The organism is Billgrantia bachuensis, assembly GCF_011742165.1.
Classification (GTDB): Bacteria; Pseudomonadota; Gammaproteobacteria; order Pseudomonadales; family Halomonadaceae; genus Halomonas; species Halomonas bachuensis.
Window position 1 is genome coordinate 167,559 of sequence record NZ_JAAQTO010000013.1, and the last position, 24,033, is coordinate 191,591.

Annotated in this window: 24 protein-coding genes; 9 read left to right on the plus strand and 15 right to left on the minus strand. The window is 64.2% G+C overall.

Annotated features, from left to right (window positions below; genetic code table 11):
- The first annotated feature begins 122 nt into the window (after positions 1–122).
- Genes HBJ55_RS05495 through HBJ55_RS05515 form a run of 5 tightly spaced genes read left to right on the plus strand, consistent with a single transcriptional unit; the run spans position 123 to position 2,878 of the window.
- Complete coding sequence (locus HBJ55_RS05495) at positions 123–494, plus strand: ArsR/SmtB family transcription factor (RefSeq protein ID WP_167111837.1); 372 nt, start codon at positions 123–125, stop codon at positions 492–494.
- The gene (locus HBJ55_RS05500; protein WP_167111839.1) at positions 481–1,032 is read left to right on the plus strand and encodes an SRPBCC family protein; all 552 of its coding nucleotides are present in this window, start codon (positions 481–483) and stop codon (positions 1,030–1,032) included. The genes HBJ55_RS05495 and HBJ55_RS05500 overlap by 14 nt, the downstream gene beginning before the upstream one ends.
- Positions 1,005–1,433, plus strand: coding sequence for a VOC family protein (locus tag HBJ55_RS05505; protein ID WP_167111841.1), 429 nt, complete (start codon positions 1,005–1,007; stop codon positions 1,431–1,433). Before HBJ55_RS05500 ends, HBJ55_RS05505 begins: the two co-directional genes overlap by 28 nt.
- On the plus strand, positions 1,430–2,134 hold the full coding sequence (locus HBJ55_RS05510) for a DUF899 domain-containing protein (RefSeq protein WP_167111843.1): 705 nt from the start codon (positions 1,430–1,432) through the stop codon (positions 2,132–2,134). The genes HBJ55_RS05505 and HBJ55_RS05510 overlap by 4 nt, the downstream gene beginning before the upstream one ends.
- Before the next feature lie 51 nt (positions 2,135–2,185).
- On the plus strand, positions 2,186–2,878 hold the full coding sequence (locus tag HBJ55_RS05515; protein WP_167112206.1) for an aspartate/glutamate racemase family protein: 693 nt from the start codon (positions 2,186–2,188) through the stop codon (positions 2,876–2,878).
- Between the two features lie 30 nt (positions 2,879–2,908).
- Here HBJ55_RS05515 and HBJ55_RS05520 read toward each other — a convergent pair whose 3' ends face one another.
- The 8 genes from HBJ55_RS05520 to HBJ55_RS05555 form a co-directional block, all read right to left on the minus strand.
- Positions 2,909–3,112 carry a putative motility protein gene (locus tag HBJ55_RS05520; RefSeq protein WP_167111846.1) on the minus strand — a complete coding sequence of 68 codons (204 nt, stop codon included), beginning with the start codon at positions 3,110–3,112 and terminating at the stop codon, positions 2,909–2,911.
- Positions 3,113–3,234: 122 nt separating this feature from the next.
- A complete protein-coding gene (locus tag HBJ55_RS05525; RefSeq protein ID WP_167111848.1) occupies positions 3,235–4,020 on the minus strand; it encodes a hypothetical protein in 786 nt (261 codons plus the stop codon).
- 69 nt (positions 4,021–4,089) lie between these two features.
- Entirely contained in the window at positions 4,090–4,353 is a 264-nt protein-coding gene (locus HBJ55_RS05530; protein WP_167111850.1) for a PAAR domain-containing protein, read from the minus strand.
- Positions 4,350–5,198, minus strand: a complete 849-nt coding sequence (locus HBJ55_RS05535) for a hypothetical protein (RefSeq protein WP_167111852.1) — start codon at positions 5,196–5,198, stop codon at positions 4,350–4,352. Before HBJ55_RS05535 ends, HBJ55_RS05530 begins: the two co-directional genes overlap by 4 nt.
- A 53-nt stretch (positions 5,199–5,251) precedes the next feature.
- Entirely contained in the window at positions 5,252–7,138 is a 1,887-nt protein-coding gene (locus HBJ55_RS05540; RefSeq protein ID WP_167111854.1) for a hypothetical protein, read from the minus strand.
- Complete coding sequence (locus tag HBJ55_RS05545) at positions 7,135–8,505, minus strand: DUF4123 domain-containing protein (RefSeq protein ID WP_167111856.1); 1,371 nt, start codon at positions 8,503–8,505, stop codon at positions 7,135–7,137. The genes HBJ55_RS05540 and HBJ55_RS05545 overlap by 4 nt, the downstream gene beginning before the upstream one ends.
- 3 nt (positions 8,506–8,508) lie before the next feature.
- Complete coding sequence (locus HBJ55_RS05550; protein WP_167111858.1) at positions 8,509–10,458, minus strand: type VI secretion system Vgr family protein; 1,950 nt, start codon at positions 10,456–10,458, stop codon at positions 8,509–8,511.
- Between the two features lie 272 nt (positions 10,459–10,730).
- Entirely contained in the window at positions 10,731–11,915 is a 1,185-nt protein-coding gene (locus HBJ55_RS05555; protein WP_167111860.1) for an MFS transporter, read from the minus strand.
- Positions 11,916–12,057: 142 nt separating this feature from the next.
- On the opposite strand from HBJ55_RS05555, the gene HBJ55_RS05560 reads away from it, so the two are divergent.
- The gene (locus tag HBJ55_RS05560; protein WP_167111862.1) at positions 12,058–13,086 is read left to right on the plus strand and encodes an AraC family transcriptional regulator; all 1,029 of its coding nucleotides are present in this window, start codon (positions 12,058–12,060) and stop codon (positions 13,084–13,086) included.
- Positions 13,052–13,594 carry a GrpB family protein gene (locus tag HBJ55_RS05565; RefSeq protein WP_167111864.1) on the plus strand — a complete coding sequence of 181 codons (543 nt, stop codon included), beginning with the start codon at positions 13,052–13,054 and terminating at the stop codon, positions 13,592–13,594. The genes HBJ55_RS05560 and HBJ55_RS05565 overlap by 35 nt, the downstream gene beginning before the upstream one ends.
- A 14-nt stretch (positions 13,595–13,608) precedes the next feature.
- On the opposite strand, the gene HBJ55_RS05570 is transcribed toward HBJ55_RS05565, so the two are convergent.
- The gene (locus HBJ55_RS05570) at positions 13,609–14,043 is read right to left on the minus strand and encodes an META domain-containing protein (protein WP_167111866.1); all 435 of its coding nucleotides are present in this window, start codon (positions 14,041–14,043) and stop codon (positions 13,609–13,611) included.
- A 165-nt stretch (positions 14,044–14,208) separates the two neighbouring features.
- Complete coding sequence (locus HBJ55_RS05575; RefSeq protein ID WP_167111867.1) at positions 14,209–14,529, minus strand: DUF1330 domain-containing protein; 321 nt, start codon at positions 14,527–14,529, stop codon at positions 14,209–14,211.
- A gap of 110 nt (positions 14,530–14,639) precedes the next feature.
- On the opposite strand from HBJ55_RS05575, the gene HBJ55_RS05580 reads away from it, so the two are divergent.
- Complete coding sequence (locus tag HBJ55_RS05580) at positions 14,640–15,455, plus strand: helix-turn-helix domain-containing protein (protein WP_167111868.1); 816 nt, start codon at positions 14,640–14,642, stop codon at positions 15,453–15,455.
- On the opposite strand, the gene HBJ55_RS05585 is transcribed toward HBJ55_RS05580, so the two are convergent.
- From HBJ55_RS05585 to HBJ55_RS05600, 4 genes are read right to left on the minus strand one after another with little or no spacing between them, the layout of a single operon-like run.
- A complete protein-coding gene (locus tag HBJ55_RS05585; RefSeq protein ID WP_167111869.1) occupies positions 15,452–16,459 on the minus strand; it encodes a zinc-dependent alcohol dehydrogenase family protein in 1,008 nt (335 codons plus the stop codon). The genes HBJ55_RS05580 and HBJ55_RS05585 overlap by 4 nt on opposite strands.
- Before the next feature lie 55 nt (positions 16,460–16,514).
- On the minus strand, positions 16,515–17,348 hold the full coding sequence (locus tag HBJ55_RS05590; RefSeq protein ID WP_206022246.1) for an aminoglycoside adenylyltransferase family protein: 834 nt from the start codon (positions 17,346–17,348) through the stop codon (positions 16,515–16,517).
- A gap of 30 nt (positions 17,349–17,378) precedes the next feature.
- Positions 17,379–18,233: a LysR substrate-binding domain-containing protein gene (locus HBJ55_RS05595; protein ID WP_167111871.1), complete on the minus strand. Its 855-nt coding sequence runs from the start codon at positions 18,231–18,233 to the stop codon at positions 17,379–17,381.
- 45 nt (positions 18,234–18,278) lie between these two features.
- The gene (locus tag HBJ55_RS05600; protein ID WP_167111872.1) at positions 18,279–19,319 is read right to left on the minus strand and encodes a zinc-dependent alcohol dehydrogenase family protein; all 1,041 of its coding nucleotides are present in this window, start codon (positions 19,317–19,319) and stop codon (positions 18,279–18,281) included.
- 130 nt (positions 19,320–19,449) lie between these two features.
- Between HBJ55_RS05600 and HBJ55_RS05605 the strand changes: the two genes are divergently transcribed.
- Positions 19,450–20,199: an NAD(P)H-dependent oxidoreductase gene (locus tag HBJ55_RS05605; protein WP_167111873.1), complete on the plus strand. Its 750-nt coding sequence runs from the start codon at positions 19,450–19,452 to the stop codon at positions 20,197–20,199.
- Between the two features lie 96 nt (positions 20,200–20,295).
- Here HBJ55_RS05605 and putA read toward each other — a convergent pair whose 3' ends face one another.
- Positions 20,296–23,961, minus strand: a complete 3,666-nt coding sequence (gene putA / locus HBJ55_RS05610) for a bifunctional proline dehydrogenase/L-glutamate gamma-semialdehyde dehydrogenase PutA (RefSeq protein WP_167111875.1) — start codon at positions 23,959–23,961, stop codon at positions 20,296–20,298.
- Positions 23,962–24,033: the final 72 nt, after the last annotated feature.

The window sequence follows — 24,033 nt, forward strand, 5'->3', positions numbered from 1 at the left end:
AACCCAACTTAAGGTAAAGAGAACAAATTTCTATCGGGCTTATAGCCTTCGCAATGGCTGCCTCTGGCCCTTTATTCAACCTTATGGTTGACAATGGATTAGACCCCGACTATCTAAACCTTATGGTTGAACATAACGAAACGCATCTGGACCGGGTCTTCCATGCCCTGGCCGACCCCACCCGCCGCCTGCTGCTCGAGCGGCTGGCGGCCGGTGAGCGCAAGGTCGGCGAGCTGGCCGAGCCGTTCCCCATCTCGCTGGCCGCCGTTTCCAAGCACCTGCGCGTACTGGAGCAGGCCGGGCTGGTGGAGCGGCGCATCGAAGGTCGCGCCCACTTCTGCCGGCTGCAACCGGAGCCGCTGGCTGCCGCTGAGCAGTGGCTAAGCTTCTACGAAGGTTTCTGGAGCCAGCGCCTGAATGCGCTGGAAGCGGCGCTGAAGGCAGACCCCGGAGACCAGCCACCTGAGGAGGGAAATGCGGATGGACGACGCTGATTACGGCCGGCCAATCGCCGAGGACAGCATCCGCTTCGAGCGCCTGCTGCCGGGGCCCATCGAGCGGGTCTGGGCCTTCCTGACCGAATCCGACAAGCGTGGCCAGTGGCTCGCCCCTGGCGCCATGGAAACCCGCCAGGGTGCTACCTTCGCCCTGCACTTCCAAAACACCGAGCTGACGCCCGACAGAACACCACCAAGCGAGCGGTTTCGCCACTACGACCGCAGCTTCACGACGCAGCACCAGGTGCTGCGCTGCGAGCCGCCCCACCTGATTGCCTGGACCTGGGGCGGAGGCAACGAAGCCCCGTCGGAGGTCACCTTCGAGCTCAGCGAGGCCGGCGATCAGGTACGCCTGGTCGTGACGCACCGTCGTCTCGCCGATGACGATACCCGGGTCACCGTGGCTAGCGGCTGGCATACCCATCTCACCATTCTCGAGGACGTGCTGCAGGGCCACCGCCCTGCCAGCTTCTGGCCCACGTTCGAACGCCTGGAGGAGGAGTACCGATGCCGCATCATGTCGCCCCGCAGTTGATGTTCGAAGGCAACGCCGAGCAGGCCATGCGCTTCTACGTCTCGCTATTCGACGATTCCGACATCATCCGGCTCGAGCGCTACGGCCCCGAGGAACCGGGTAGGGAAGGCAGCATCAAGCAGGCCGAATTCACCCTGGCCGGCCGGCGCTATACCTGTATCGACAGCCATATATCGCACCCCTTCAGCTTTACGCCTTCGATATCGCTGTTCGTCGAGTGCGAAAACCGCGAAGAGTTCGAGCGCCTGCTCGAACCGCTGTCGGAACAGGGCCAGATGCTGATGCCGGCGGACGACTACGGCTTCAGCACGCGCTTCGCCTGGCTCAATGACCGCTTCGGCGTTTCCTGGCAACTCAATCTGGGGGCAGCTCAACCTGACCTGAAAGGAGAGTCACGATGACCTCGACCGCACTGCCTCCTATCGTCTCCGAGAGCGAATGGCGCGCCGCCCAAGAAGAACAAATCGCCCGCGAGAAGGCCCACACGCGGGAGCGCGACAGGCTCAGTGCCGCCCGCCGCCGCCTACCGATGGTCGAGGTGCGTGCCGATTACGCCTTCGACGGGCCGCAGGGAAACACCACTCTGCTCGATCTGTTCGAGGGGCGCCGGCAGTTGATCGTCTACCACTTCATGTTCGGCCCCGACTGGGAGGCCGGCTGCGACGGCTGTTCCTGGGTGGTGGATGCCATGACCCACCCCGCCCACCTGAACGCCCGCGATACCACCCTGGTGCTGGTCTCTCGGGCGCCGCGGGAGAAACTGCTACGCTATCAGGCGCGCATGGGCTGGCAGCACCCGACGTGGTATTCATCACTAGGAAGCAATTTCAACCAGGACATGGGCGTGACGAGCTGCAACTGCGATGCCCCGGACACCGACCGCGGCGAACGCCATGGCATCAGCGTCTTTTTGCGTGACGGTGAGCGTGTCTTTCGCACCTATTTCAGCGGCAAGCGCGGCGTAGAATACCTCGGCAGCCTATGGACCTATCTGGACCTGACGCCCTACGGTCGCCAGGAGAACTGGGAAGACTCACCGCCGGGTTGGCCGCAAACGCCGCCCTACGTGTGGAACCGGCGTCACGACGAGTACGAGACGTGACCACGCGTACGGCGAGCCAGGAAACAACGACAACAGAGGGAAACCATGACCATGAAGACCATCGGCCTGCTCGGCGGCATGAGCTGGGAATCCACCGTCAGCTATTACCGGGCGCTCAACGAAGGGGTGAAGGCCGCCCTGGGCGGACTGCACTCGGCCAAGCTGTGTCTGTACAGCGTCGACTTCGCCGAAATCGAGCGGCTGCAGCACGCCGGCGACTGGGACGCCACCGCCGAGATCCTGTGCCAAGCCGCCCGCAGCGTGGAAGCCGGCGGTGCCGACTTCCTGCTGATCGGCACCAACACCATGCACAAGGTCGCCCCGCAGGTGGCCGCAGCGGTCTCGATCCCGCTGCTGCACATCGCCGATGCCACGGCACAGCGCCTGGCCGATGACGGCATTAGCCGCGTTGGCCTGCTCGGCACGCGCTTCACCATGGAGCAGGACTTCTACAAAGGGCGTATTGCCGAAGGCTTCGGCATCGAAGTACTGGTACCCGACGAGACACAGCGCAGCCTCGTGCACGAGGTGATCTACCACGAGCTGTGCCTGGGCGAGGTAAAGGAGACGTCGCGCCAGCGCTATCTGGAGATCATCGAGTCGCTACGCGAGAGGGGCGCCGAGGCGGTGATCCTCGGCTGTACCGAAATCGCCCTGCTGGTGCAGCAGAGCCATACCGCAGTGCCGCTCTACGACACCACGGCCATTCACGCCGAGGAAGCAGTAAAGTGGGCATTGCAGTAGCAGGCTTGAGCTAAAAAGCCGCGGCGAAGCTCAAGCGTAGGTGTTGATGTGCGTACCCACCATCCCCTCATTGGCCAGCTGCGGTGCCACCGAAGCCGAAGACATCAGGGCAGCGACCTGATCCTTCTGCATGTCCAGGGCATCCTTGTAGACCTCCAACTGCACCTGCTGCGCGGCCTGGGCCTGCTGCATGATCATCGACTGGCCCACGATGGCGTTGACGGCTGAATCCATGTCCGTTTCTCCTGTTCTTGGTTCTTCTGTACTCCCAAGCTAACAGCGAATGGGAGCTATGGCAAAAAACGCCACTCGAAACGCCTTTCGTCCTAACACCCTCTTCTTGAGCGCCAAGCAGCTCAACGACCGCCCCGACCCAAGCGATCCCGCTTGATCCTTACGCCCTCTCGAGGCCGATCAGGGAATAGCTGGCACAAGATTTCCAAAGGAGCGTCCAGATTCTCTTGCAAACGCTGTAGCTCGGCCTTGGACCATTGCTGGACCGGTGCCCATTGCAGCTTGTAGCGTTTGTTGATGACCGCCCGCTTGGGCCGGTGTGGAAATAGCTTGGCCAGTTCCTCGGCGGGCAAGTGGCAGTGCTCTTCGAGGCGCCTCAGCTCCTCGACACTCCAGACATCTCCTTTTGCGCCGTCGCCCTGGGGTACGTATCGCAGGCCATCCGCTTGGGCTCGCTGCTTGATGGCTTCCTTAGAACGATGAGAAAGCGTCCGTTTGACCTGCTGGATTCCCCCTTGAGGAAAATCGCGTCGTAGAACTGCCAGCTCTTGTTCAGTCCAGCGCTCTGCCGAAAAAGCCCTAAGGTCAAGTTTCTTGGCCATGTGGCGGATAGCGGTGACGGTACGGTGCGGCAGGAAGCGACGCCGAATCTCCGGTGCCTTGAGTGCAGGAAAGAAGTGGGCTACCACATGTAACTCTTCCTTGGTCCAAGGCTGCTTTTCCGCGACCAGAAGTTCGCGCTTCTTCAGCCCCAGCTTGTGAGCCATGCGCTGGATCGCTGCAGGGGTTCGATGAGGAAAGTGACGCGCCTGCAGCTCACGCCACGTCATGTTCAAGTAATGCCGCTCAAGCAGAGCGTGCTCCGCCTGTGTCCATTCGCGCAAAGCGCCTCGATTGCGTCGGCGCATTCGCGTTGCCTCCATTATGGGCATCTCCATTGCCAGCCTCACGCGGCCGTTGGATATGTATAGCGGCGACTACGGCTGCACCTTTGCCTTGCCCGAGGCGGTGATGATTTCACCGCCGTGATCCGTCTTGCAGCCTAGGTAGGCGGTGGGTCTGCCATCGGTGGTGGAGCTGCTCGCCCCTTCGATGATGGTGGCCCCGCAGCCGGTCTTGTCGCCTACCCGTGCCACGGGCTGACCCTCCACCTCAGAGGGCGAGCCTGAGACGATTTCCGTGACGCCGTGGCCGGGGATGGGGCAGCGATGCAGATCGCCTTTGCGTGCGATGGGTTTCATCGGCAAATTTCCCACTGACCATCGCGATGAATAAAATAGAGCTTTACATTTGAAACACGATCATCGCTTCCAACGTGCTCGAAGCGGATAGGCACTGCAACGCCTTCTCGCGTAAGCCATGCAATGCGATTATTTGCGCCTAAATTAAGCTCCATTGGGCCATCTGGAAAATCATCTAATCTAAACACATCAGGACTATCGAAGAACATGTTAAAGCTTGCCCGCTGACGTACGTACTCTTCCGATTCGCCAGAGGCTTGAGCAAGTTCTTGAATCATCGTCGACGAAGCATTCATCAACGCGTCGTTATCTTTTGCTTCAAATAGGGAGTATAGCCGACGGTACTCACGCGCCAGGCTATCGCGTGTCGCCTCGTTATCTCGTAGTTCATCACCTTGCTCCCAGCACCAAGTGGGCATTGGCTGGTGATTGTCGAAGCTCACCTTGAGGGTATCGAACTCATCATCACGAATGAAAACGATGTCACCTTGACGTGACTGCAAGGGTGCAGCAGGATCTTGAGATAAAATTTCTGGTACAGCATTTTCTTTACCCGGCAATATGACCACTTCAAAGGCGGTTCTTGCCTCGGTATTGGGGTTTTCGCCAGGCTCCCAATACAGTAGTGATACTCTTAGCTCGCTGTCTAACTCGTACTCAAGCGGCCAGGTATTTAAGCTCAACACATTCTTGCCGTTCTTAATATACTGAGAAACAGGCAGACGGGTATCCAAGTGCCTCGGCACACCTTCAAAGCTCAACATAATATTGTGGATGCGTAATGAACTAGGCATTCCGTTCACTGACCAGCGCACCCCAAAGTGATACTCCGTCGCCTGCGCCATCGCCTTCGTCTCCATTGCTAGAAAAAAGAGTGTTAGCAGAGTAAATATTTTTTTCATGAGAACGGTACAAACTCTCCGGTATAGCCTTCGGCAAGACGATACGTGTTGATGTTTTCTCGGTCTTCAACCCACTCAACGGTTTGCGAGGTTTGAGTGACCCTTGAGCTTCTTGATTCCCCACCGCTATCTTGTCTTTTACCCGCTTCTTCTACATTCACTTTTTTATAGCCTATCACCCGCAGCATGGCACCGCCGTGAGCCAGCTCATAGCCCCATCGCTTGTTGTCATCTACCTTGATGGTGATACGACCCGATGTTGATACCGTTGCCTCATACTTAAAGACCCGGCGATCCGTGACAATGCTATCGAAAAAACCGCTGACACCACCACCCACCACGGCCCTCAGTGTGCCGGTGATGTGACCATCTCCCTCCATTTCATTCTTCATGAAATCATAGCGTGCGGAGAGATTGGCATTTCCGGTGGTGTCTTCTGTTGACTGAGAGCCAATGCCGATGGAAACGTCAATGAAAAGTGCCGGGTTTATCTGGTATTCGGCAACCCCCCAGTTGCGTCCCCCTTCTGCATCTTCCAGAAAAGCGACCAGGGCACGACCGGCAGGATGACCGGCCATTCTGGCGGCACGCTTCAGCGCTTCGTAAATATTGACATTGACGCCAAACACGAAGTCAACCGATACGCCGGCAGTCAGCATCCAAGTGAGATCCGGGCCACCTTTTTCTTCCGCCTGCTCGGTTCCAAGCTCGAGCCCTAGCCTTGGGCCCACGGTGTACAGATTTACCAGTTTACTTTCATCACGCTCGCTGCACAGTCGCTGGGCGAGCCCTTTGCTGGCATTGGTAATGGCGCCCATGAATCGTTGCACGCCGTTGCTTTCCCGACGTTCACGCTCCTGCCTGCGAAGCGAGGGGGCGCTCTCATAGGTTCTGGTTTCGCTGTTGATCGAGCCGATGTCTATCCGCTTGGTATTATTACCGCATACCACGCTGAGCGCTGCCGCAACTCCCCAGCCGGTTTCGAGGATTTCCTGGCGTGGGTTACTGTTCATGTCATGCTCATTTCTTAGCTCACGAGCCTCACTGCGTCCAATGGCGCGTTCTCCGCGGCGCGGCGGATCAAGGGAGACTGAGCCAATGAACTTGAGCTGGGGTACAGTCACCGAGGTAAAAGAGAAGCAGCCTGCACTATCAAGGCTGATCGTGAAGGTTTCCTCCTTCACCATGATGGCGCGGTTCATCAAAATGTCGAGAGTGATCGCCACCACTTCATAGGCGAGATGTGGCGGTTCGAAGATATCTGTGTTGAGCAATGTGGGGCGCGGATTGGTCTGGACGGTAAAATCGATGCTGGTCTCCGTTAGCGCGACGGACGTTCCATTGAGTTCTTCGGTCCAGCTCAGAGTGTGTTGCCCATGCGAGCAGTCACCGGCGAGTGTTACCGTGAGGGTGCCTTCGTCCTTAAGCGGAGTGCCGCTCAGGAAGTTCTCAAAACTGGCCTCTCCCGCCACGAACCGATCCGCCACGAAATAGATCTTGCCCTCAGTGTCATGCAGCTCACCTTCGCCCTGCAGCGTAACCCGCGTGTTTTCCCCTGAGTGACAGACAACCACGACCTTTTCGATACAAGGGGTTTGTGACTCACATTCGACACAGGCCGAGCCCAGGATGGGATCCTGCCTTCCTCCGGTGTCCGCGGGTTCCTGTGGAATGGGGCTTCCGGTTAGCGGCTGGCCGCCATTCGCCAGGTAGTCACGGTAGTGCGGTTGTACGGTTAACTCCTGCATTATTTGGCCAACGTTATCATTTCCGTTGTGTAATGCATCGCGCATGGACCGCATTGTTTGTACCGGGCTCGAGAATTTGTCCGGCTCGGTTTCCACCAGGTGGGCAAGGTCCTCAATCGTGGGCACGTAGCTCATGGCGTTTCCTTGTCAGCGATAGGCCGAAAATTGTCTTCCTGCGCACCATCCCGATAGGGCGCCAGGAGCTTTCTCCTCACGCGCCCGCGGGGAAGCCACGCTTCCAGCAGGTCACGCTTTCGCCAGCCGGCCATGCGCGGGTGTTCGAGGATCTCCCTGGCCTCCGGGTAGTGCTGGGGGAAGCTGTCGCCCAGCTCCAGGCAGCACTTCGCCAGGGTCTTGACCTGCTTCTTCGACACGAGTCCATAGACGGCACCCAGCCTGTCGCTGGCCTCGACCGCCGCGAGGAGGTCTGCCAGCGGCGTCACGGCATACGTCTCCGTGAGTTCCCTGGCCAGCTTGCGCTGGGCGCGGGTCTTCTGCAGGACGCCGAAGCGGGCGAACTCGGTTTGATCGATGACGAAGCTGCGACCCGGCGATAGCGTGTCGCGGTCGCGCTCTGTTGATGTGTCGTTCAGCGCCAGCCGCAGCAGGCGCCCCTGTACCTCCTGGGACGTGGCGGCGAAGTGGGGCGCATCGCGGAGGTTGGCCTTGTCGGGCACGGCCATCAGCGGCGTGAGCCCAACGATGAGCGTTTCCAGCGGAGCCATGAAGGCGGCCAGTTTCCACTGCGCCAGTGCCTGGGCCATGTCCAGCGCCACGCGCGGGTCGTAGAAGCGGAAGTAGACCGGGGCCTGGTCGTTGGCCGGGGTCCACAGCATGGTGAACTTGCGCAGGTGGCTGCACAGCTGCTTCAAGGTGGCGTGGGACTGCAGCAGGATGCCCCAGTGCTGATCCTGGGGCAGGCCTGCCAGCCAGTGGCGGATCTCGCTGTCGGGTTCGAGCCGAACCAGCCAGGGGGCGATGGCACGGGTGGCGGCGTCGGTGGTGGCATAGAGGCAGGCGCTCTGGACCTCGGCGCCGGCGAGCCGCTGCATGACGTCGCGACAGTTGACGCCGTCGACCACCGCCCACAGCGGTGGCGAGGCGGGGGTGAAGAGGTCCGCCCAGGCGATCTCGTCGTAGCGCACCGGGGGCGCCGGCGGGGCGGGTTCTTCGGTTGGCGTTGTCGATTCCGGCAGCAGCGGAAGCATCTCGCCGAAGGCCACTGGGGTACGCGGTGAGAGCGCCTCCGCCAGGTCGGTCAGCGTTTTCGACATACCTTCGCGGCGAAAGCGCTGCAGCAGGGTCTGTACCGCGTCGAGCCGGATGAGATTGAGCCCTTCGCCGTCGAGGGCTTGCTGCAGTTGGGCGCGCATGTCCGCTTCCGACTCGGCCCGTACCACCACGGTAACCATGGCCTCGTCGGTATCGGCCTCCCAGCGTCTGGCCGTCGGCGAGACGGCGCTCAAATGGCAGCGCCCGGTCCAGTAGTCATGCGACGACATGGATCACCCCGCCAGGGGGCAATGGGAGACGAAGGGACTGCCTTCGCCGGCGGCAGCCTCCAGTACGGCGGGAATGGGTGGCAGGGCCGCCGAGCCGGGAGAGGCGGATCCGACGTTGAGATGCGGCGTGACGTCGACGCGGCCGCCCGAGACGACCAGTGCCGCGCCGCCCGCGACGAGGGTGATCTTGGCGGCGTCAAGGACGATCTCGCCGTCGGCCTTGAGGGTGATGTCGCCACCGGCATGGGTCTGGAAGCTGCTGCCGACGCGCAGCCCGCGCTCGCCGTCGATCTTCTCGCTGAGGTTGGCCGCGACCGTGACGTCGCGATTGCCCTCGACCGTCTCGATGCGATCGTTGGCCACGGCGAGGTGGGAGTCGTGGCCAATGGTGGCGATGTCGTCGTACTCGACGCGCTTCTGGCGCGAGTTCTCGACGTGCACGTCGAGGTTCTTCTGCGCGTGCAGATAGATGAACTCTTCGCCGGCCTGATCTTCGAAGGTCAGTTCGTTGTAGCCTTCGCCCTGGTGGGTCTGGGTCTTGATCGTGGTACGGGTCTTGTGGGCAGGCAGCAGATGCGGCGGCCGATTGACCGCGTGGTAGGTGCGCCCGGTGATCAGCGGCTGATCAGGATCGCCCTCGAGGAAGCTGACGACCACCTCGTGGCCGATCCGCGGGATCGCGATGCTGCCGTAGCCACCGCCGGCCCAGCCCTGGCTGACGCGAATCCAGGCACTGGCGGTCTCATCGGGCGCGGCGTCGCGGTCCCAGGGGAACTGCACCTTGACCCGGCCGTGCTCGTCACAGTAGATCTCCTCTCCCGCCGGCCCGACCACGAAGGCGACCTGGGGGCCGTCGACGCGCGGCTTGGGGTTGGGCGTGGGGCGCCAGGCGCTGTCGCCGGGAATCAGTACCAGCTCGTTGTGGTACTTGGTCATGCCGGCTTGCCCGTCGGTCGCGACGGCGTCCTCTTCCAGGGCCTGGGGCTGTTGGCCATGGTGCTTGACCGCGACCAGTTGCCAGCTGCGGTTGAGGCTCTCGGCGTCGTGGTCGGTCAGGTCGAAGCGGGCGCCCGGTGCGAGTTCGGGCAGGTCGCTCTCGGCCTCGGCGGTGAGGGCGTCACGGCGCAGCGACTCGAGGCGCACGCGGGTAAAGGGCTGGCCGGAGGCGTCCTGCTTGTAGCGGCCGGGATAGTCGTAGTGTTCGTAGCCGGCCTCATCCCCCTCCGGGGCGATGTGCTCGTGCAACTGGCCATAGGCAGGCTGCTTGAAGGAGTAATCCTTGAGCGTGACCGAGTCGGGGGCGACCCGGGCGAGCTGCCGCAGCTGGCGCACGTGGCGACTGGGGGCGGTGCCGCCGGCGCGGCTGTGGTAAGTGCGCGGCCCGAGATCGGTGAGGACCTGGGGCGCATCGGCGAACACCAGGCGGTGGCCGCCTTCGTGAAACTCGTGGAAGTAGAACAGCCCCTCTTCGGCGGCCAGGCGCTCGATGAAGGCCAGGTCGGTTTCCCGGTATTGCACGCAGAACTCTCGAACCTGGAGTTCGCGGGTCACGGCGAAGGCGATATCGCGCAGGCCGCGCTCCTCGCACAGGGTCTCGATGATGGCGAGCGGCGAGCGCTGCTGGAAGATGCGCGAGTTCTGGCGCAGCGAGAGGTGCCACAGGGCGGGGCGCAAGACCAGCGAATAGCAGGTGCGGCGGTGGCCACGGTCGCCTCGGCCGAACTCGCTGATGATGCCATGCACCCGACGCAGCGCTTCACCGTCCTGCCACACGGTCAGTGTGGCCTCGCGGTCGAGCAGCTCGGCAGCGTCCAGATCGCCGTTGCGGCTGGCCAGGTTGACCGTCAACTTGAAGGGCCGGGAGAGCGTTTCACGGTGGGTGAAATCGACTACCGCGACATCATCGACGCCGGGCAGGGCCAAGGTGAACTGCAGTCCGGTCAGGCTGGCCATGACGTCTCCCTACTTCCTTGTCGGGGCGCTTCCCCAAACTCTGTTTCGGGAAGCCTGGTGGTAATGCAAAAACCTGCCGTGTGGAGCACGGCATGTATTAGCTCTTTCTTGATGGATCGAGCATACCGTTGCGCTCCGGTAGAGTCTGTCGCGATTTTCTCAACGTTTTGTAAGCCATGGCTGACAATAGGCGAAGATATTGACTATAAGCAGAACGCAGCCCGCCGAAGCGGGCCGCACTCATCCAGCCAGTGTTCCTGTTGAAACGGTTTTCAGGTTCCGGCAGTAGCCAGTGGCCGTGTCCTTACGCCCATCAGGATCATCAGCGCGGCCAGCAGCAGCACCGCACCGCTGGCGGCGAACACGTTGAGGGCTCCACCCAGGTCGAAGATGAGGCCACCCACGGCGGCGCCGGTGGCGATCGCAAAGTTGATGGCCGCCACCAGCAGGCCGCTGGCGCTTTCGGCCTCGTCGGGCACCGTGCGGGTGAGCCAGGTCGACCACGCTACCGGAATGGCGCCGAAGGCCAGCCCCCACATCGCTACCAGCGCGGCATCGGTGGCCGGTGTGCTTTCCAGCACTACCAGTGACACCCCGAGCGTGCCCATCAGCAGCGGCATTGCGATCATGGTCAGGCGCAGGCTGCGTTCGACCATCCAACCGCCCAGGTAGTTACCGAGGAAGTTGGCCACGCCGAAGCCCAGCAAGATGGTGGCCACGCCGTTCACGCCAACCCCGGTCACGGTTTCGAGGAACGGCCGAATGTAGGTAAAGAAGGCGAAGTGGCCGGTGAAGACCAGGGCCGCGGCCAGCATGCCCAGACCGACTCGCGGCCGCATCAGCACGTCGAACAGAGTACGCAGGCGGGTCAGGCCGGTCGGCGCCATGCGCGGCAGGGTCATGAACTGCACCGCCAGCGCCAACACCCCCAGCAGCGCGGCCATGTGGAACACGTCGCGCCAGCCGAGCAGGTCGCCGAAGTAGCTACCCAGCGGCGCCGCGGCGATGGTCGCCGCGGAGACCCCGCTGAACATGATCGACAGCCCCCGCGGTACCAGATCCTCGGGCACCAGGCGCATCATGGTGGCGATCGACATGGTCCAGAATCCTCCCAGGGCCAGCCCCAGCAGCACGCGCCCGAGCAGCAGGACGACCAAGTTAGGGGCGAAAGCCACCAGCAGATTCGAGGCCACCAGCAGCGTCGAAAAACCCAGCAGCACATGGCGCCGGTCGATGCGCCGGGTAGCGGTGGAGATCAGCAGGCTGGTCAACAGTGCCACCGCCGCGGTGACGGTTACCGCCTGGCCCGCCATGCCTTCGGTCACGCCCAGGTCCGCCGCCATGGGTGTGAGCAGGCTGGCGGGCAGGAACTCCGCCGTTACCAGCCCGAATACGCCAAGGGCCATCGAGATGACTGCCCCCCAAGCGGGCCTGGCCCGCTGTGCCAACTCGTTCATCGTTCGTTCTCCTTTCCTAGAGAAGCGTTCGTCAGGAACGAGAAGACTAGAGCGGCCAGCCCGGACGATCTATGCTAGAAGCTCTCGAATGCTTGATCATTCATCCGAAACTGATGAATGCATACAGGAACAGGAGCACAAGATGCCAAAGCCGGAACTGCCCAGCGACCTGGTGAGCGAGCTGCTGCTCGGTATGCGCTTGCGCGGCATCGCCTACCGCCGCATTCAGCTCTCGCCCCCGCTGGGGGTCGAGTTCGGCAAGATAGAGGGCTGGGCCCAGTTCCACTTCGTGGCACGCGGCCCCGTCTACCTTCGCAGCCCCAGCGGCAGCGTTCATACCCTCTCGACGGGCGACGCCCTGCTGCTGCCGCGGGGCGGTTTGCACGCCCTGCTCTCCACACCCGATCAGCCGGCCCAGGACATCGCCGCCTTCGAGAGCGCCACACTGTGCGAGGCGGTCAGTTCGATCCGCGCCTGCCCGAAGGGCTGCACCCAAGACGGCGCCCTGACTTTCAGCGGCTGCATGGAATTCGACCTGGGCAGCATGCACGCCCTGGTCTCGCTGATGCCCGAGGTGATGTACGTCGGCACGCTGTTGGAGCGCCAGCCCGGAATCCTGCCCATGCTCGAGGCCATGGAGCGCGAGGCGAGAAGCGAACGGGCGGGCTACGCCGCCATCCTGGCGCGGCTCGCCGATGTCATGGCCGCCTTCATCGTGCGCGGCTGGGTGGAGTGTGGGTGCGGCGATGCCACCGGCTGGATCGAGGCGCTGCGCGACCCGCGCCTGGGGCGCGTCATTGCCGCCCTGCACCGCGAGCCAGGGCGCAACTGGACGGTGGCGGAGCTTGCCGCCGAAATGGGCAGCTCGCGCTCGGTGTTCGCCGAGCGCTTTCTGGCGGTAACGGGCATGACGCCGCACCGCTACGTGACCGAGCTGCGCATGCGCTTGGCGGCCCAGTGGATCGGCAGGGAGCGGCAGCCGATCGAAACCGTCGCCTACCGCCTGGGCTACGGCAGCGCGGCTGCCTTCAGCCGCGCCTTCAAGCGCATCCACGGCTACCCGCCCGGCGCTCTGCGTCAGCAGCGCGAACCCGGGACGGATAGCGTCGCGCATACCACCACTACAGGAAGTGCCCATGAACGAAGCCCAGTCGCTGCAGCGGGCCATTGATGAACCGGTGCATATGGTGGACTACGACTCCGCCTGGCCGGCACGCTTCGACACCGAGCGCCGCCGCTTGCTGGAGCGCTTCCCGGCCGAGCTACTCGACGTGCAGCATATCGGCAGCACCGCCATTCCCGGCATGACGGCCAAGTCCATCATCGACATCATGGCCGGCGTCGCCTCCATGACTGTGGCCGACACCCTGTTCGAACCCCTGCTCGGTTACGGCTACGTGACCTCGAGGGAATTCAACGCCGGCCTGACCGACCGCCGTTGGTTCATGCGTCACGCCCATGGGCGGCGCACCCACCATCTGCACGTAGTAGTGCACGATAGCACCCTGTGGCGCCAGCGGCTGGCCTTTCGCAATGCCCTGCGCGCCGATCCGACCCAGGCCATTCGCTACGCCACTCTCAAGCGCGAGCTGGCTTCCAGCCACCAAACAGACCGAGAAGCCTACACCCGGGCCAAGGGGGATTTCGTGCGTTCGATCGTCGGATCGGATCTTCGGTAAGGAGCCTGAGCCGTTCAGTAAAGATGCACCGCCTCGAAGTGCGCCACGGCAGAGCCGGTCTCGTCCTTCAGGGTCAGCGCCTCACCTTCGACCTGCCAGGTGGCCACCGCTTCGAGTGCGCCGAGGAAGGCCTGTTCGGTCTCGCCACCTTGCAGGCAGGCCATGCGCGTGGTGATCAGCGGGCCGAAGCTCAGGGTATCGTCCTCCAGTTGGTAGCTGCCTGCGAGGCGATTGCAGCCGGTGGAACCCGCCACGCGATTCTCCTCGGCGTGCAGCACGAAGTGCGCCTCACGCTGGTTGTCCGCAACCTCGGCAGTGACATTGCCGACTCGGGTCAGCTTCCAGTAGGTGTTCTCCAGTGGCTCATCATGCATCGGACTCTCCATGCTGGCACAACCCGCCAGGACGATGGCCAGCGACCCCAACAACGTGGAGAAACGTCTCTTCATGCTCATTCCCTCGACAAGCGATATTCGATTCCCGCCGCTAGAGAAACGGGCCCCATGCGCCGTTACTGTCGAAGAAGCCACGGCGAATAGCCAGCCGGAATTACGCAGAAACCGGGGATTTCGTGCCCTCGCCCGCCAGGACGGGCGGGCATCGCCCCAGGCATTCTAAGCGAGAATATCTACGCCCCGGTGCCCTTCCTCGACGCCTTCCACCAGAATGACATCGCCTACGGCATTGGCGGTGCGCAGCGGCATGATGGCCTGGTAGGCCTCGGAGCGATACCAGGCTCGGGCCTGCTCCAGGCTAGGGAAGCCGAGCATGATGGTGTCGCCCTGCCAGTTCCCCTCCAGTACCTGGGTGGCGCCGCCGTGGATCAGGTAGCGGCCGCCGTAGGGGGCCAGGGTGGCATCGATCTTCTCGAGGTATTCGACGATCTCCGGCCCCATGGTGACGTCCTGCAGGCGGGCGATGGCGTAGGCGGTCATGGCAATGCTCCTGTCGTGGATTTGCCTGGACAGCTTCGCCCGCCTCACAGAGCCTGGCGATTACCTGCGAGGTAATAGCCAGCCATATTGCTTGACGCTAATCTGGGGCCATGACAACAACCTCCCCCACTCCCGGGCAGCTGCTGAAGATGTGGCGCCAGCGGCGGCGGCTGAGCCAGCTCGCGCTCGCCACCGAGGCCGACGTCTCCCAGCGCCACCTGAGCTTCGTCGAATCCGGACGCGCCGTGCCGAGTCGGGAAATGTTGCTGCGCCTGACGGAACAGTTGGGCATTCCCCTGCGCGAACGAAACCGGCTGCTGCTCGCCGCCGGTTTCGCTCCGGCCTACGGCGAACGCCCTATCGACGCGCCCGAATTCGAAACGATCCGCGGCGTGATCGAGCGGCTGCTCGCGAGCCACGCCCCCTACCCGGCGCTGGCCGTCGATCGCCATTGGCACCTGCTGATGAGCAACCGTCCGCTCGAGCGGCTGCTCGGCGGCATCGAGCCCGCACTGCTGGAGCCGCCGATCAACGTGCTGCGGCTCACTCTACATCCCCAAGGGCTTGCATCGCGCATTCGAAATTTCCGCGAATGGCGCGCGCATATTCTCGAACGCTTGGCCCGCCAGGCCGATACGACGGCCGACCCTGCGCTTGCCTCGCTCAGCGAGGAACTGAAAGACTATCCGGTGCCGGCCGGGGCTCGTCCTCATCTGGCTTCGAGATCGAGCCATGCCGGCATCGTCGTGCCGCTGGAGCTGGCCATGCCGGATGGCCGCGTGCTGTCGCTGCTGAGCACCACCACGGTGTTCGGCACCCCACTCGACATCACGCTGGAGGAACTCGCCATCGAGTCGTTCTTCCCGGCGGACGCGGCCACCCAGGCGGCGCTGCAGCAGCTGGCCGCTGCAGCGCCGCCTGGCTAGAACGACAGGCAGATCTTGCCGAAGTGACGCCCCGCCTCTTCATGGCGGAAGGCGTCAGCGATCTGCTCGAGTTCGAAGGTGCTGTCGATGATCGGGCGTACACCGCTGGCCTCGATGCCGCGCACCATCTCCTGCTGGTGGATGCGACTGCCGACGATCAGCCCCTGCAGGCGCGCCTGCTTGGCCATCAGCTTGGCGGTGGGCACCTCGCCCCCGCGCCCCGTCAGCACGCCGATCAGCGAGATGTGCCCGCCGATGCGCACGGCATCGATCGACTGCGGCAGCGTGCCGGGCCCGCCGACCTCGATCACATGGTCGACGCCCTTGCCATCGGTCAACGCCTTAACTCGCTTGCCCCACTCCGGCTCGGCCTTGTAGTTGATGGTGTGGTCGGCGCCGAGCTGCTGCAGGCGCTCGATCTTGGCGTCGGACGACGAGGTGGCGATCACTCGCGCCCCCATCGCCTTGGCGAACTGCAGGGCAAAGATCGAGACGCCGCCGGTGCCCAGCGTGAGCACGGTATCTCCCGCCTTGAGGTTGCCGTCCACCACCAGCGCACGCCAGGCGGTCAGCCCCGCGGTGGTCAAGGTCGCCGCCTCTTCGTGGCTATACCCCTGCGGCGCATGAGTGAACCAGGTAGCCGGGCGAATGACCTGCTCGCGAGCGTAGCCGTCGACACCGTCGCCGGGCGTGGTCTTGAAATCGCCGACCCGCGCCGGCCCGTCGAGCCAGTAGGGAAAGAAGGTGGAGACCACCGAATCGCCCACGGAGAACGCATGGATGCCCTCGCCGACCGCCTCGACCACGCCCGCTCCGTCCGACATGGGGATGCGGCCGTCCTCGGTCGGCATCCTGCCGGACACCACACCGTAGTCGTGGAAGTTGAGCGAGCTGGCATGGATGCGTACGCGGATCTCGCCCGGCCCCGGCTCGCCGGGCGCCTCGCGCTCGACGACTTGCAACTGATCCAGCCCGCCGGGGCTCTTCAGGGTAACAACCTTCATCACGGCACTCCTCTATCTTTCATTGGCTGTAGCTTTCACTGAAAGTGCCAAGAGGTTAGCCCAATTCTCCGGTGGTTGAACAAGCGATAGCACGCCGCAGAAAGCCCACCAATGCTTCCACCTGGGGCATACGCTGAGACCAGTCGTCGCAGCTCCCTTCGAGACCGTTCCCTTCAAGACTGTTCCCTCCAAGGTAAGCGCGCCGTGCCAGTGCCATTTCAGCCTGGAGCTCCGCGGGCAGGCGCTCCAGGGCCCAGGCTGCAGCCACATCCTTGGGGGTGATCTCTCCCGTTTCGAGGGTCATCCACATTCGCGCCAAAGTCAGCAGTACATTGCGCTCATCGCCACGCAGACCCTCGATCAGGCCGGGTAGCGAGTCGACGATCGCCCGCCGCAGATCCGCCTCGGGAACCGGCTCGATCAGTTCCGCGAGTTCGGGCCCATGCAGGGCGAAGCTCGCCTGCCTGGCGGTGGCCAGCACCACGGCCAGGTCGGGATCGTCTGCCGCCGGCGGAATGCGGCCCCGAGCGAATTCGTCACGCAGCCATTCGCCGTAGACCAGCTCACTCCTCGGCGGGTAGCGCCACGGCACCAGCGACTGCCGACAGAGCAGCGTCACTTCCAACGGCCTAGGCGAGCCGTCGTTTGCAGGGCTACCGGAGACCCGCATCAGTGCCTCGACCAACCGACGGCGCGCCTGCTCGTTGGGCGGCTGGCTGACGATCGCCAGCACGTCCACATCGCTATTGGGGCGCAGGCCGCCGACGAGCGCCGAGCCGAACAGGTAGCCCCCGACGACGCTCCCGCCCAGCTCGCGAGCGATGATATCGTATGCGGCCTTGGCCTCCTTGGGTAATGACTGCCCGGTTGCACGGGAAAAGTGTTTCATCATGCCCTCCTGTCAGCCCCTCGCCGCGACCTACAGCCGACCGCTGGCAGACAACGCTTCGACCAGGAAAGCCATGAAAGCCCGAATACGTGCTACCCGGCGCAGGTCGGGGTGGGTCAGCAGCCACAGGTCGGTGGCGAGCTCAGGGATTGGCTCGCCGTTTCGCTCGAGCGCCGGCTCGGCGTCGGCGAGATAACAGGGCAGCACGGCGCGGCCCAGACCGTCGCGGGCGGCAGCCAGCATGCCGAGCATGGTGTCGACGCGATAGCGGCAGCGCTCGTTCGCGCCGTTCTCGGCCATCCAGGTGTCTAGTGCGGTATAGCCCAGGTGGCGGTCCGGCCCGATCCAGCCATCGGTAATGGTATCGGCGCGGGCGTAAACCGCCTGGGCGATGCTGCCGACCCGCCGCCCCACCAAGTGCTCGGGTGGCGCTTGAGAAGGCCGCACCGCCACGTCGGCATCACGCTGGGAGAGATTGAACAGCTGATTGGAGACCGCCACCTCGAGGATAATCTCGGGATGGGCGTGCTGGAAGTCGGCGAAGATCGGCGACAGCAGACCCATCAGCAGCGTATCGGTGGTGGTCACGCGAATGATGCCGGAAAGGCGCAGGTCGCGCCCCGCCACGCGCCGCTCGGCGCCGTGCACCTCGGCTGCCACGCGGGCCGCGGTAGCCGCCAGGTCCTCCCCCGCCGGCGTCGGCGCATAACCCGTGCGCGAACGCTCGAACAGCGCCACGCCAAGGCGAGTTTCGATGGTGTTCAGACGCCGGAACACCGTCGCATGGCTGGTTCCCAGCCGTCGCCCGGCGCCGGATAGCGAGCCCGCCTCGGCGATGGCCTGCACCACGCGCAGGTCGTCCCAGTGCAGCATCTGCTCATTCACGATCGATCTCCATCGACCCTCTGCATGGCATGCCCTGCTCGCCTCTCAGAATTCGGTCACCACGGTCACTCCCACACCCTTGAACCTGTCCATGCCCATCAGTGCATCGATCGACTGCTCCAGATCGATTGTCTTGCCAATCAGTTGCTCGGGTGCCAGCTTCCCCGTCTGGATCATGTCGAGCATGGCGCCATAGCGATAGGCCTGCATGCCGTGACTGCCCAGTATCTCGAGTTCATGGGCAATGACCTTGCTCATGGGAATGGCAGGCGTACTGTTCTCGGCCAGCATGAGCCCGACCTGGACGTGCTTGCCGCGCTTGCGCAGATTGCTGATCGAGTTGAAGCAGGTGCTGGGGTGCCCCAACGCATCCAGCGACACGTGGGCACCGCCGCGCGTCACTTCGATGACGGCCTCGGGGACGTTCGCCACCTCGGCCGAGTTCACGGTGGCGATAGCGCCCAGCTCGCGGGCCAGTTGGAGCTTTTCCTGGGAAATATCGATGGCCACGACGTTGGCGCCCACTGCATTGGCGATCATGACCGCGGACAGGCCGACGCCACCGCAGCCGTGAACCGCTACCCACTGCCCCGCGCATGTCTTGCCCTGGTCGACCACGGCGCGGAACGACGTCACGAAGCGGCACCCCAGGCTGGCCGCCGTGGCGAAGTCCAGCGTCTCCGGCAAGGCCACCAGGTTGATGTCGGCATGATGGATACCGACATACTGGGCGAAGGAGCCCCAGTGGGTGAAGCCAGGTTGGAATTGGCTATCGCAGACTTGATGATTCCCCGAGTAGCACTCGGGGCAGGTGCCGCAGCCACCGACGAACGGGACCGTGACGCGATCACCGACCCTCCATTTCCGCACGTCCCTGCCGATCGCCTCGACGGTGCCCGCCAGTTCGTGCCCAGGAACGTGGGGAAGCTCAATGTCGGGATCGTGGCCGACCCAGCCATGCCAATCGCTGCGACAAACTCCCGTTGCCATCACCTTGACGACGACGCCATGCGCTTCCGGCGTCGGATCGGGAACGTGCTGGATTTGCGGTGGAGCGGAAAAGGCCTCATACACCACGGCTTTCATGGAAGGTCCTCTCTGGCATGCTGTTCAGATATGCAAAGTCTACTGTCGTTATTTTGGAATGTCGGATCGTCTGCGTACAGCTTAGCCTGAAGGCAAGCACAACGTGTAGGCCAGCGAACCGGAGATTCCCATGCGTGCCCTGATCGTGTTCTGCCACCCCGAACCGCATTCGTTCAACGGCGCTATCAAGGATGTCGCCGTCGAGACCCTTCAGCAGCAAGGCTACAGTGTCGAGGTCTCGGATCTCTACGCCGAAGGCTTCGATCCGCTGGAGCGGCCTGGCCACTACGTCGAACGGGCCGAGCCCGAGACATTCTTCCCCCTCACCGAACAGCGCCACGCCTACGAGGGTGGCTTTTTGCCCGCCGACGTGAAGCGTGAGATCGAACGCCTCGAGCGCGCCGATCTGGTGATCCTGCAGTTTCCGCTGTGGTGGCACGCCCAACCGGCCATGCTCAAGGGCTGGTTCGATCGGGTGTTCGTCTACGGCGGGCTCTACTCCGGCCGCATGCGCTACGATCGCGGTCGCTTCCCGGACAAGCGGGTGATGCTCTCTGTGACCACCGGTGCCCCGGCGCCGACCTTCACCCGGCATGGCCGCAGCGGCCATATCGTGACGCTGCTATGGCCGATCCACTACTCGCTCTACTACCTGGGGGTAAAAGTACTGCCGCCCCAGGTCACCTACGGCGTGCAGGGCGGCGGGCTGAGCTACCAGGACGAGGCGGCGTTTCGCCAGCGTCTGGAGGAAGAAAAGACAGCGTGGGTGCAGCGGCTCGAAGGGCTCGACGATGAAGCGCCGATCCCCTTCGCCGGCTGGGACGACTGGAACGAGCAGGGCGTGTTGAAGGCGGGGCATCCCGAGACCTGGCGGCTGTGAGTGCCTGAGCGTTACCCTGCCGTCCCGAGCTCTACCGCAACGGTGGGCAATGTTGCCGGGCGGCGGCTCGCTCGCCGCCCGGCAACACCGGCGAGGCTACTCGGCCGTTGCCAGCAGGCTGGCGTTGCCGCCCGCGGCGGTGGTGTCGATGCAGAGGTGACGCTCCACCACGTAGCGTTCCGGCGCGATGGTCTGGGTCTCGAGCGAGACGATGGGGCCATCGCGCCCGGCGAGTGCGATGCGCAGTTCACGGGTCCAGTCGCTGGCGCCGGCAGCGGCCACCGCCACGATGCCTCTGATCGCGGTCAACGTCTCGGCCGTTACGGTGCCGTCGAGCGCGGCGACGGGCGCCCCGGCATCGATCAGCGCCCGCACGGCCTGCGCCGCGCCTGGGGCGACGATCACCGCCGGACAGCCCGCGCCGAGCGCCTGCGCCGCCTGGGCAATGGCAATCTCGAGCGTCGGACCGAGGCAGAGTACCGGGCCCTTCGGATAGAACGATAGCCGGTTGCTCTCCCCCGTCGGCCCCGGCAGCGTATGCGGCGTCATGTCCAGGGCCGCGGTCTCGGCGAGCGCCTTGCGGATCACGCCGCGTTTGCCCGAGAGCGCCCGGCGCAACACCTCGACTCGGTCGGGGCGCGCCGCCCAGTTGCGCGCATCCAGGCCGTCGATGGCCGACTGCAACTCCTCGAGCGACACGGCGCTGCCCTGCGGCGCCTCGTGGCTCTCGGCGACGCCGGTGCGATGGAAGCGAGTGACGTAGAGAGGACCGCCGGCCTTGGGTCCGGTGCCTGAAAGTCCCTCGCCGCCGAAGGGCTGGGAGCCGACGATGGCGCCGATCTGGTTGCGGTTGACGTAGATGTTGCCGACATGGATGCGTTCGACGATCTGCTGCACGCGGTCGTCGATGCGGGTGTGCAGGCCGAAGGTCAGCCCGTAGCCCCTGGCGTTGATCGCGTCGACCACCTTGTCGATGTCGCGCGCCTTGAACGTGGCCACGTGCAGGATCGGGCCGAAGATCTCGCGCTCGAGGTCCTCGATGCCGCCGACCTCTATCACGGCCGGGCTGACGAAGGTGCCGCCGTGCGGCGCGGGCAGCGTCTTCAGCACCTTGCCGGCCTTCTCCTGTGCCGCCACATAGGCGGCGATGCCCTCCTGCGCCTCGGTGTCGATCACTGGCGAGACATCGGTGTCGGTATTCCAGGGGTCACCGATGACCAGCGCGTCCATTGCGCCGTCGAGCATCGTCAGCAGTCGCTCTCGCGCCTCCTCCTGGACATACAGCATCCTGAGCGCGGAACAGCGCTGGCCGGCCGATTGGAAGGACGAGATCAGGATGTCGCGCACCGCCTGCTCGGTCAGCGCCGTCGAGTCCACGATCATGGCGTTGAGTCCGCCGGTCTCGGCGATCAGTACCGCATCCGGCCCCGCATTCTTCGCCAGGGCCTGGTGAATGATCTGCGCCACCTCGGTCGAGCCGGTGAAGCATACTCCGGCGATCCGTGGGTCGCTTGTCAGCGGCCCACCCACCGTCGGCCCGTCGCCGGGCAGCAACTGCAGCGCCGCCTCCGGCAGGCCGGCCTCGCGCATCAGCTCGACGGCACGCGCAGCGATCAGCGGCGTCTGCTCGGCGGGCTTGGCGAGCACCGCGTTGCCTGCCGCCAGCGCCGCGGCGATCTGGCCGGTGAAGATGGCGAGCGGGAAGTTCCACGGGCTGATGCAAACGAAGACACCGCGGGCATCGCCGGGCTCCTCCATCTCCAGCCGCTCGACCTCGCAGGCGTAGTAGCGCAGGAAATCCACCGCCTCGCGCACCTCGGCGATGCCGTCGAACATCATCTTGCCGGCTTCGCGCGTGGCGATCACGGTCAGCTCGGCGATGTGTTCCTCGTAAAGGTCGGCGGTGCGACGCAGCACCTTGGCGCGCTCGGCCACCGGTCGCGCCGACCAGCCGCGGAAGCCCTCGTGCGCGGCGTCGAGGGCGGCCGCCACCTCGGCCGCGGTCGCCTCATGCACCTGGCCGACCACGCGCGAACCGTCGGCGGGGGACACGGCATCTCGAGCCGGCCCCTGCGGCGCCGGGCTACCGGCAAGCATCGGCCCCGCGGTCCAGGTCTTGTCGGCCAGTTCCTCACGCGCCGCCAGCAGCGGCAGGATCGAGGCGGGTTCGTTGATGCGAAAACCGCGGGAGTTCTTGCGCTCGGGGGCGAAGAGCTGTCCCGGCGGTGTGATCAAAGGGCTGGGGATGGCGTCGCCCAGCCGCTGCACCTCGGTCAGCGGATCGCGCGCGACTTCGCTCGGCGGTATCGAGCTGTCCACCACCTGGTTCACGAACGAGGAGTTCGCCCCGTTCTCCAGCAGACGGCGCACCAGGTAGGCCAGCAGGTCGCGGTGCGCGCCGACCGGAGCGTAGATACGGCAGCGCGTACCCTCGGTCTGCTTGACGATGTGGTGCAGCGACTCGCCCATGCCGTGCAGACGCTGGAACTCGAAGCTCTCCTTGTCGTCGCCCGCCATGGCGACGACGGCGGCGCAGGTATGGGCGTTATGGGTGGCGAACTGCGGGTAGATCCGGTCGCGCCGGTCGAGCAGCATCTGCGCGCAGGCCATGTAGCTGACATCGGTGTTGGCCTTGCGGGTAAAGACCGGGAAGGTCTCGACGCCCAACTCCTGCGCCAGCTTGATCTCGGTGTCCCAGTAGGCGCCTTTCACCAGCCGCACCATGATCTTGCGGTCGAGCCGTTCGGCCAGCTCGTAGAGTGTCTCGATCACCGGCGCGGCGCGGCGCCCATAGGCCTGTACCACGACACCGAAGCCGTCCCAGCCGGCGAGGCTGGGGTCGGACAGCAGCGCCTCGATCACGTCGAGCGAGAGCTCCAGCCGGTCCTGCTCCTCGGCGTCGATGTTGAAGCCGATATTGGCCTTGGCCGCCTGTTGGGCCAGCTCCAGCGCACGCGGCACGAGTTCACTCATCACCGTGTCGCGGTGGGTGAATTCATAGCGCGGGTGCAGCGCCGAGAGTTTCACCGAGATCCCCGGGCTCGAACGCACGTCGCCCTTGGCCTGCTCGGCGATCGCGGCGATCGCCTTGGCGTAGGCTTGGTGATAGCGCACGGCATCGGCGTCGGTACGCGCCGCCTCGCCCAGCATGTCGTAGGAGTAGGTGTAGCCCTGTTTCTCGAGTTCGCGGGCATTCTTCATGCCCTCTTCGATGGTCTGTCCGAGCACGAACTGACGGCCGAGAATCTTCATCGACTGGCCGACCGCTGTGCGTACCACCGGTTCGCCCACGCGACGCACCAGCCCGCGCAGCGCCCGCACCGGCCCCTTGGGATCGTCATCGAGCACCTTGCCGGTCAGCATCAGGGCCCAGGTCGAGGCGTTGACCATCGACGAGGAGGACTTGCCCAGGTGCGCGCCCCAGTCGGACGGCTCGATCTTGTCGTGGATGAGGTCGTCGATGGTCTCCGCGTCGGGCACGCGCAACAGCGCCTCGGCCAGACACATGAGACCGACCCCCTCGGCAGTCGAGAGCCCGTATTCGGCCAGGAACGCCTCCATCATCGTGGGCGACGTTTCCTTGCGCACGCGTTCCACATAGTTGGCGCCGGCGGCGGCGACCTTGCGGCGCTCCTCCTCGGAGAGTCTGATGCGCTCGGCAAGCCCGTGCAGCACCTCCGCTTCGTCGGCTGCATAGTTGGCGCGCACGCGCGAGCGTGACTCGCTCACGGCGCTCTGGTGGCGCATGCTGACTTCACTCATGATCGATCCTCTTGTCACCCGATACCCGGCATCGGCACGCTGGATCGGATGTTGTCGTACTTGTCGAAAGGC

What these genes read in the sequence shown, in the direction of transcription:
- HBJ55_RS05495 (WP_167111837.1), top strand. Translation starts at nt 123, where the DNA reads ATGGTTGAACATAACGAAACGCATCTGGACCGGGTCTTCCATGCCCTG.
- HBJ55_RS05500 (WP_167111839.1), top strand. Translation starts at nt 481, where the DNA reads ATGGACGACGCTGATTACGGCCGGCCAATCGCCGAGGACAGCATCCGC.
- HBJ55_RS05505 (WP_167111841.1), top strand. Translation starts at nt 1,005, where the DNA reads ATGCCGCATCATGTCGCCCCGCAGTTGATGTTCGAAGGCAACGCCGAG.
- HBJ55_RS05510 (WP_167111843.1), top strand. Translation starts at nt 1,430, where the DNA reads ATGACCTCGACCGCACTGCCTCCTATCGTCTCCGAGAGCGAATGGCGC.
- HBJ55_RS05515 (WP_167112206.1), top strand. Translation starts at nt 2,186, where the DNA reads ATGAAGACCATCGGCCTGCTCGGCGGCATGAGCTGGGAATCCACCGTC.
- HBJ55_RS05520 (WP_167111846.1), bottom strand. Translation starts at nt 3,112, where the DNA reads ATGGATTCAGCCGTCAACGCCATCGTGGGCCAGTCGATGATCATGCAG.
- HBJ55_RS05525 (WP_167111848.1), bottom strand. Translation starts at nt 4,020, where the DNA reads ATGCGCCGACGCAATCGAGGCGCTTTGCGCGAATGGACACAGGCGGAG.
- HBJ55_RS05530 (WP_167111850.1), bottom strand. Translation starts at nt 4,353, where the DNA reads ATGAAACCCATCGCACGCAAAGGCGATCTGCATCGCTGCCCCATCCCC.
- HBJ55_RS05535 (WP_167111852.1), bottom strand. Translation starts at nt 5,198, where the DNA reads ATGGCGCAGGCGACGGAGTATCACTTTGGGGTGCGCTGGTCAGTGAAC.
- HBJ55_RS05540 (WP_167111854.1), bottom strand. Translation starts at nt 7,138, where the DNA reads ATGAGCTACGTGCCCACGATTGAGGACCTTGCCCACCTGGTGGAAACC.
- HBJ55_RS05545 (WP_167111856.1), bottom strand. Translation starts at nt 8,505, where the DNA reads ATGTCGTCGCATGACTACTGGACCGGGCGCTGCCATTTGAGCGCCGTC.
- HBJ55_RS05550 (WP_167111858.1), bottom strand. Translation starts at nt 10,458, where the DNA reads ATGGCCAGCCTGACCGGACTGCAGTTCACCTTGGCCCTGCCCGGCGTC.
- HBJ55_RS05555 (WP_167111860.1), bottom strand. Translation starts at nt 11,915, where the DNA reads ATGAACGAGTTGGCACAGCGGGCCAGGCCCGCTTGGGGGGCAGTCATC.
- HBJ55_RS05560 (WP_167111862.1), top strand. Translation starts at nt 12,058, where the DNA reads ATGCCAAAGCCGGAACTGCCCAGCGACCTGGTGAGCGAGCTGCTGCTC.
- HBJ55_RS05565 (WP_167111864.1), top strand. Translation starts at nt 13,052, where the DNA reads ATGAACGAAGCCCAGTCGCTGCAGCGGGCCATTGATGAACCGGTGCAT.
- HBJ55_RS05570 (WP_167111866.1), bottom strand. Translation starts at nt 14,043, where the DNA reads ATGAAGAGACGTTTCTCCACGTTGTTGGGGTCGCTGGCCATCGTCCTG.
- HBJ55_RS05575 (WP_167111867.1), bottom strand. Translation starts at nt 14,529, where the DNA reads ATGACCGCCTACGCCATCGCCCGCCTGCAGGACGTCACCATGGGGCCG.
- HBJ55_RS05580 (WP_167111868.1), top strand. Translation starts at nt 14,640, where the DNA reads ATGACAACAACCTCCCCCACTCCCGGGCAGCTGCTGAAGATGTGGCGC.
- HBJ55_RS05585 (WP_167111869.1), bottom strand. Translation starts at nt 16,459, where the DNA reads ATGAAGGTTGTTACCCTGAAGAGCCCCGGCGGGCTGGATCAGTTGCAA.
- HBJ55_RS05590 (WP_206022246.1), bottom strand. Translation starts at nt 17,348, where the DNA reads ATGAAACACTTTTCCCGTGCAACCGGGCAGTCATTACCCAAGGAGGCC.
- HBJ55_RS05600 (WP_167111872.1), bottom strand. Translation starts at nt 19,319, where the DNA reads ATGAAAGCCGTGGTGTATGAGGCCTTTTCCGCTCCACCGCAAATCCAG.
- HBJ55_RS05605 (WP_167111873.1), top strand. Translation starts at nt 19,450, where the DNA reads ATGCGTGCCCTGATCGTGTTCTGCCACCCCGAACCGCATTCGTTCAAC.
- putA (WP_167111875.1), bottom strand. Translation starts at nt 23,961, where the DNA reads ATGAGTGAAGTCAGCATGCGCCACCAGAGCGCCGTGAGCGAGTCACGC.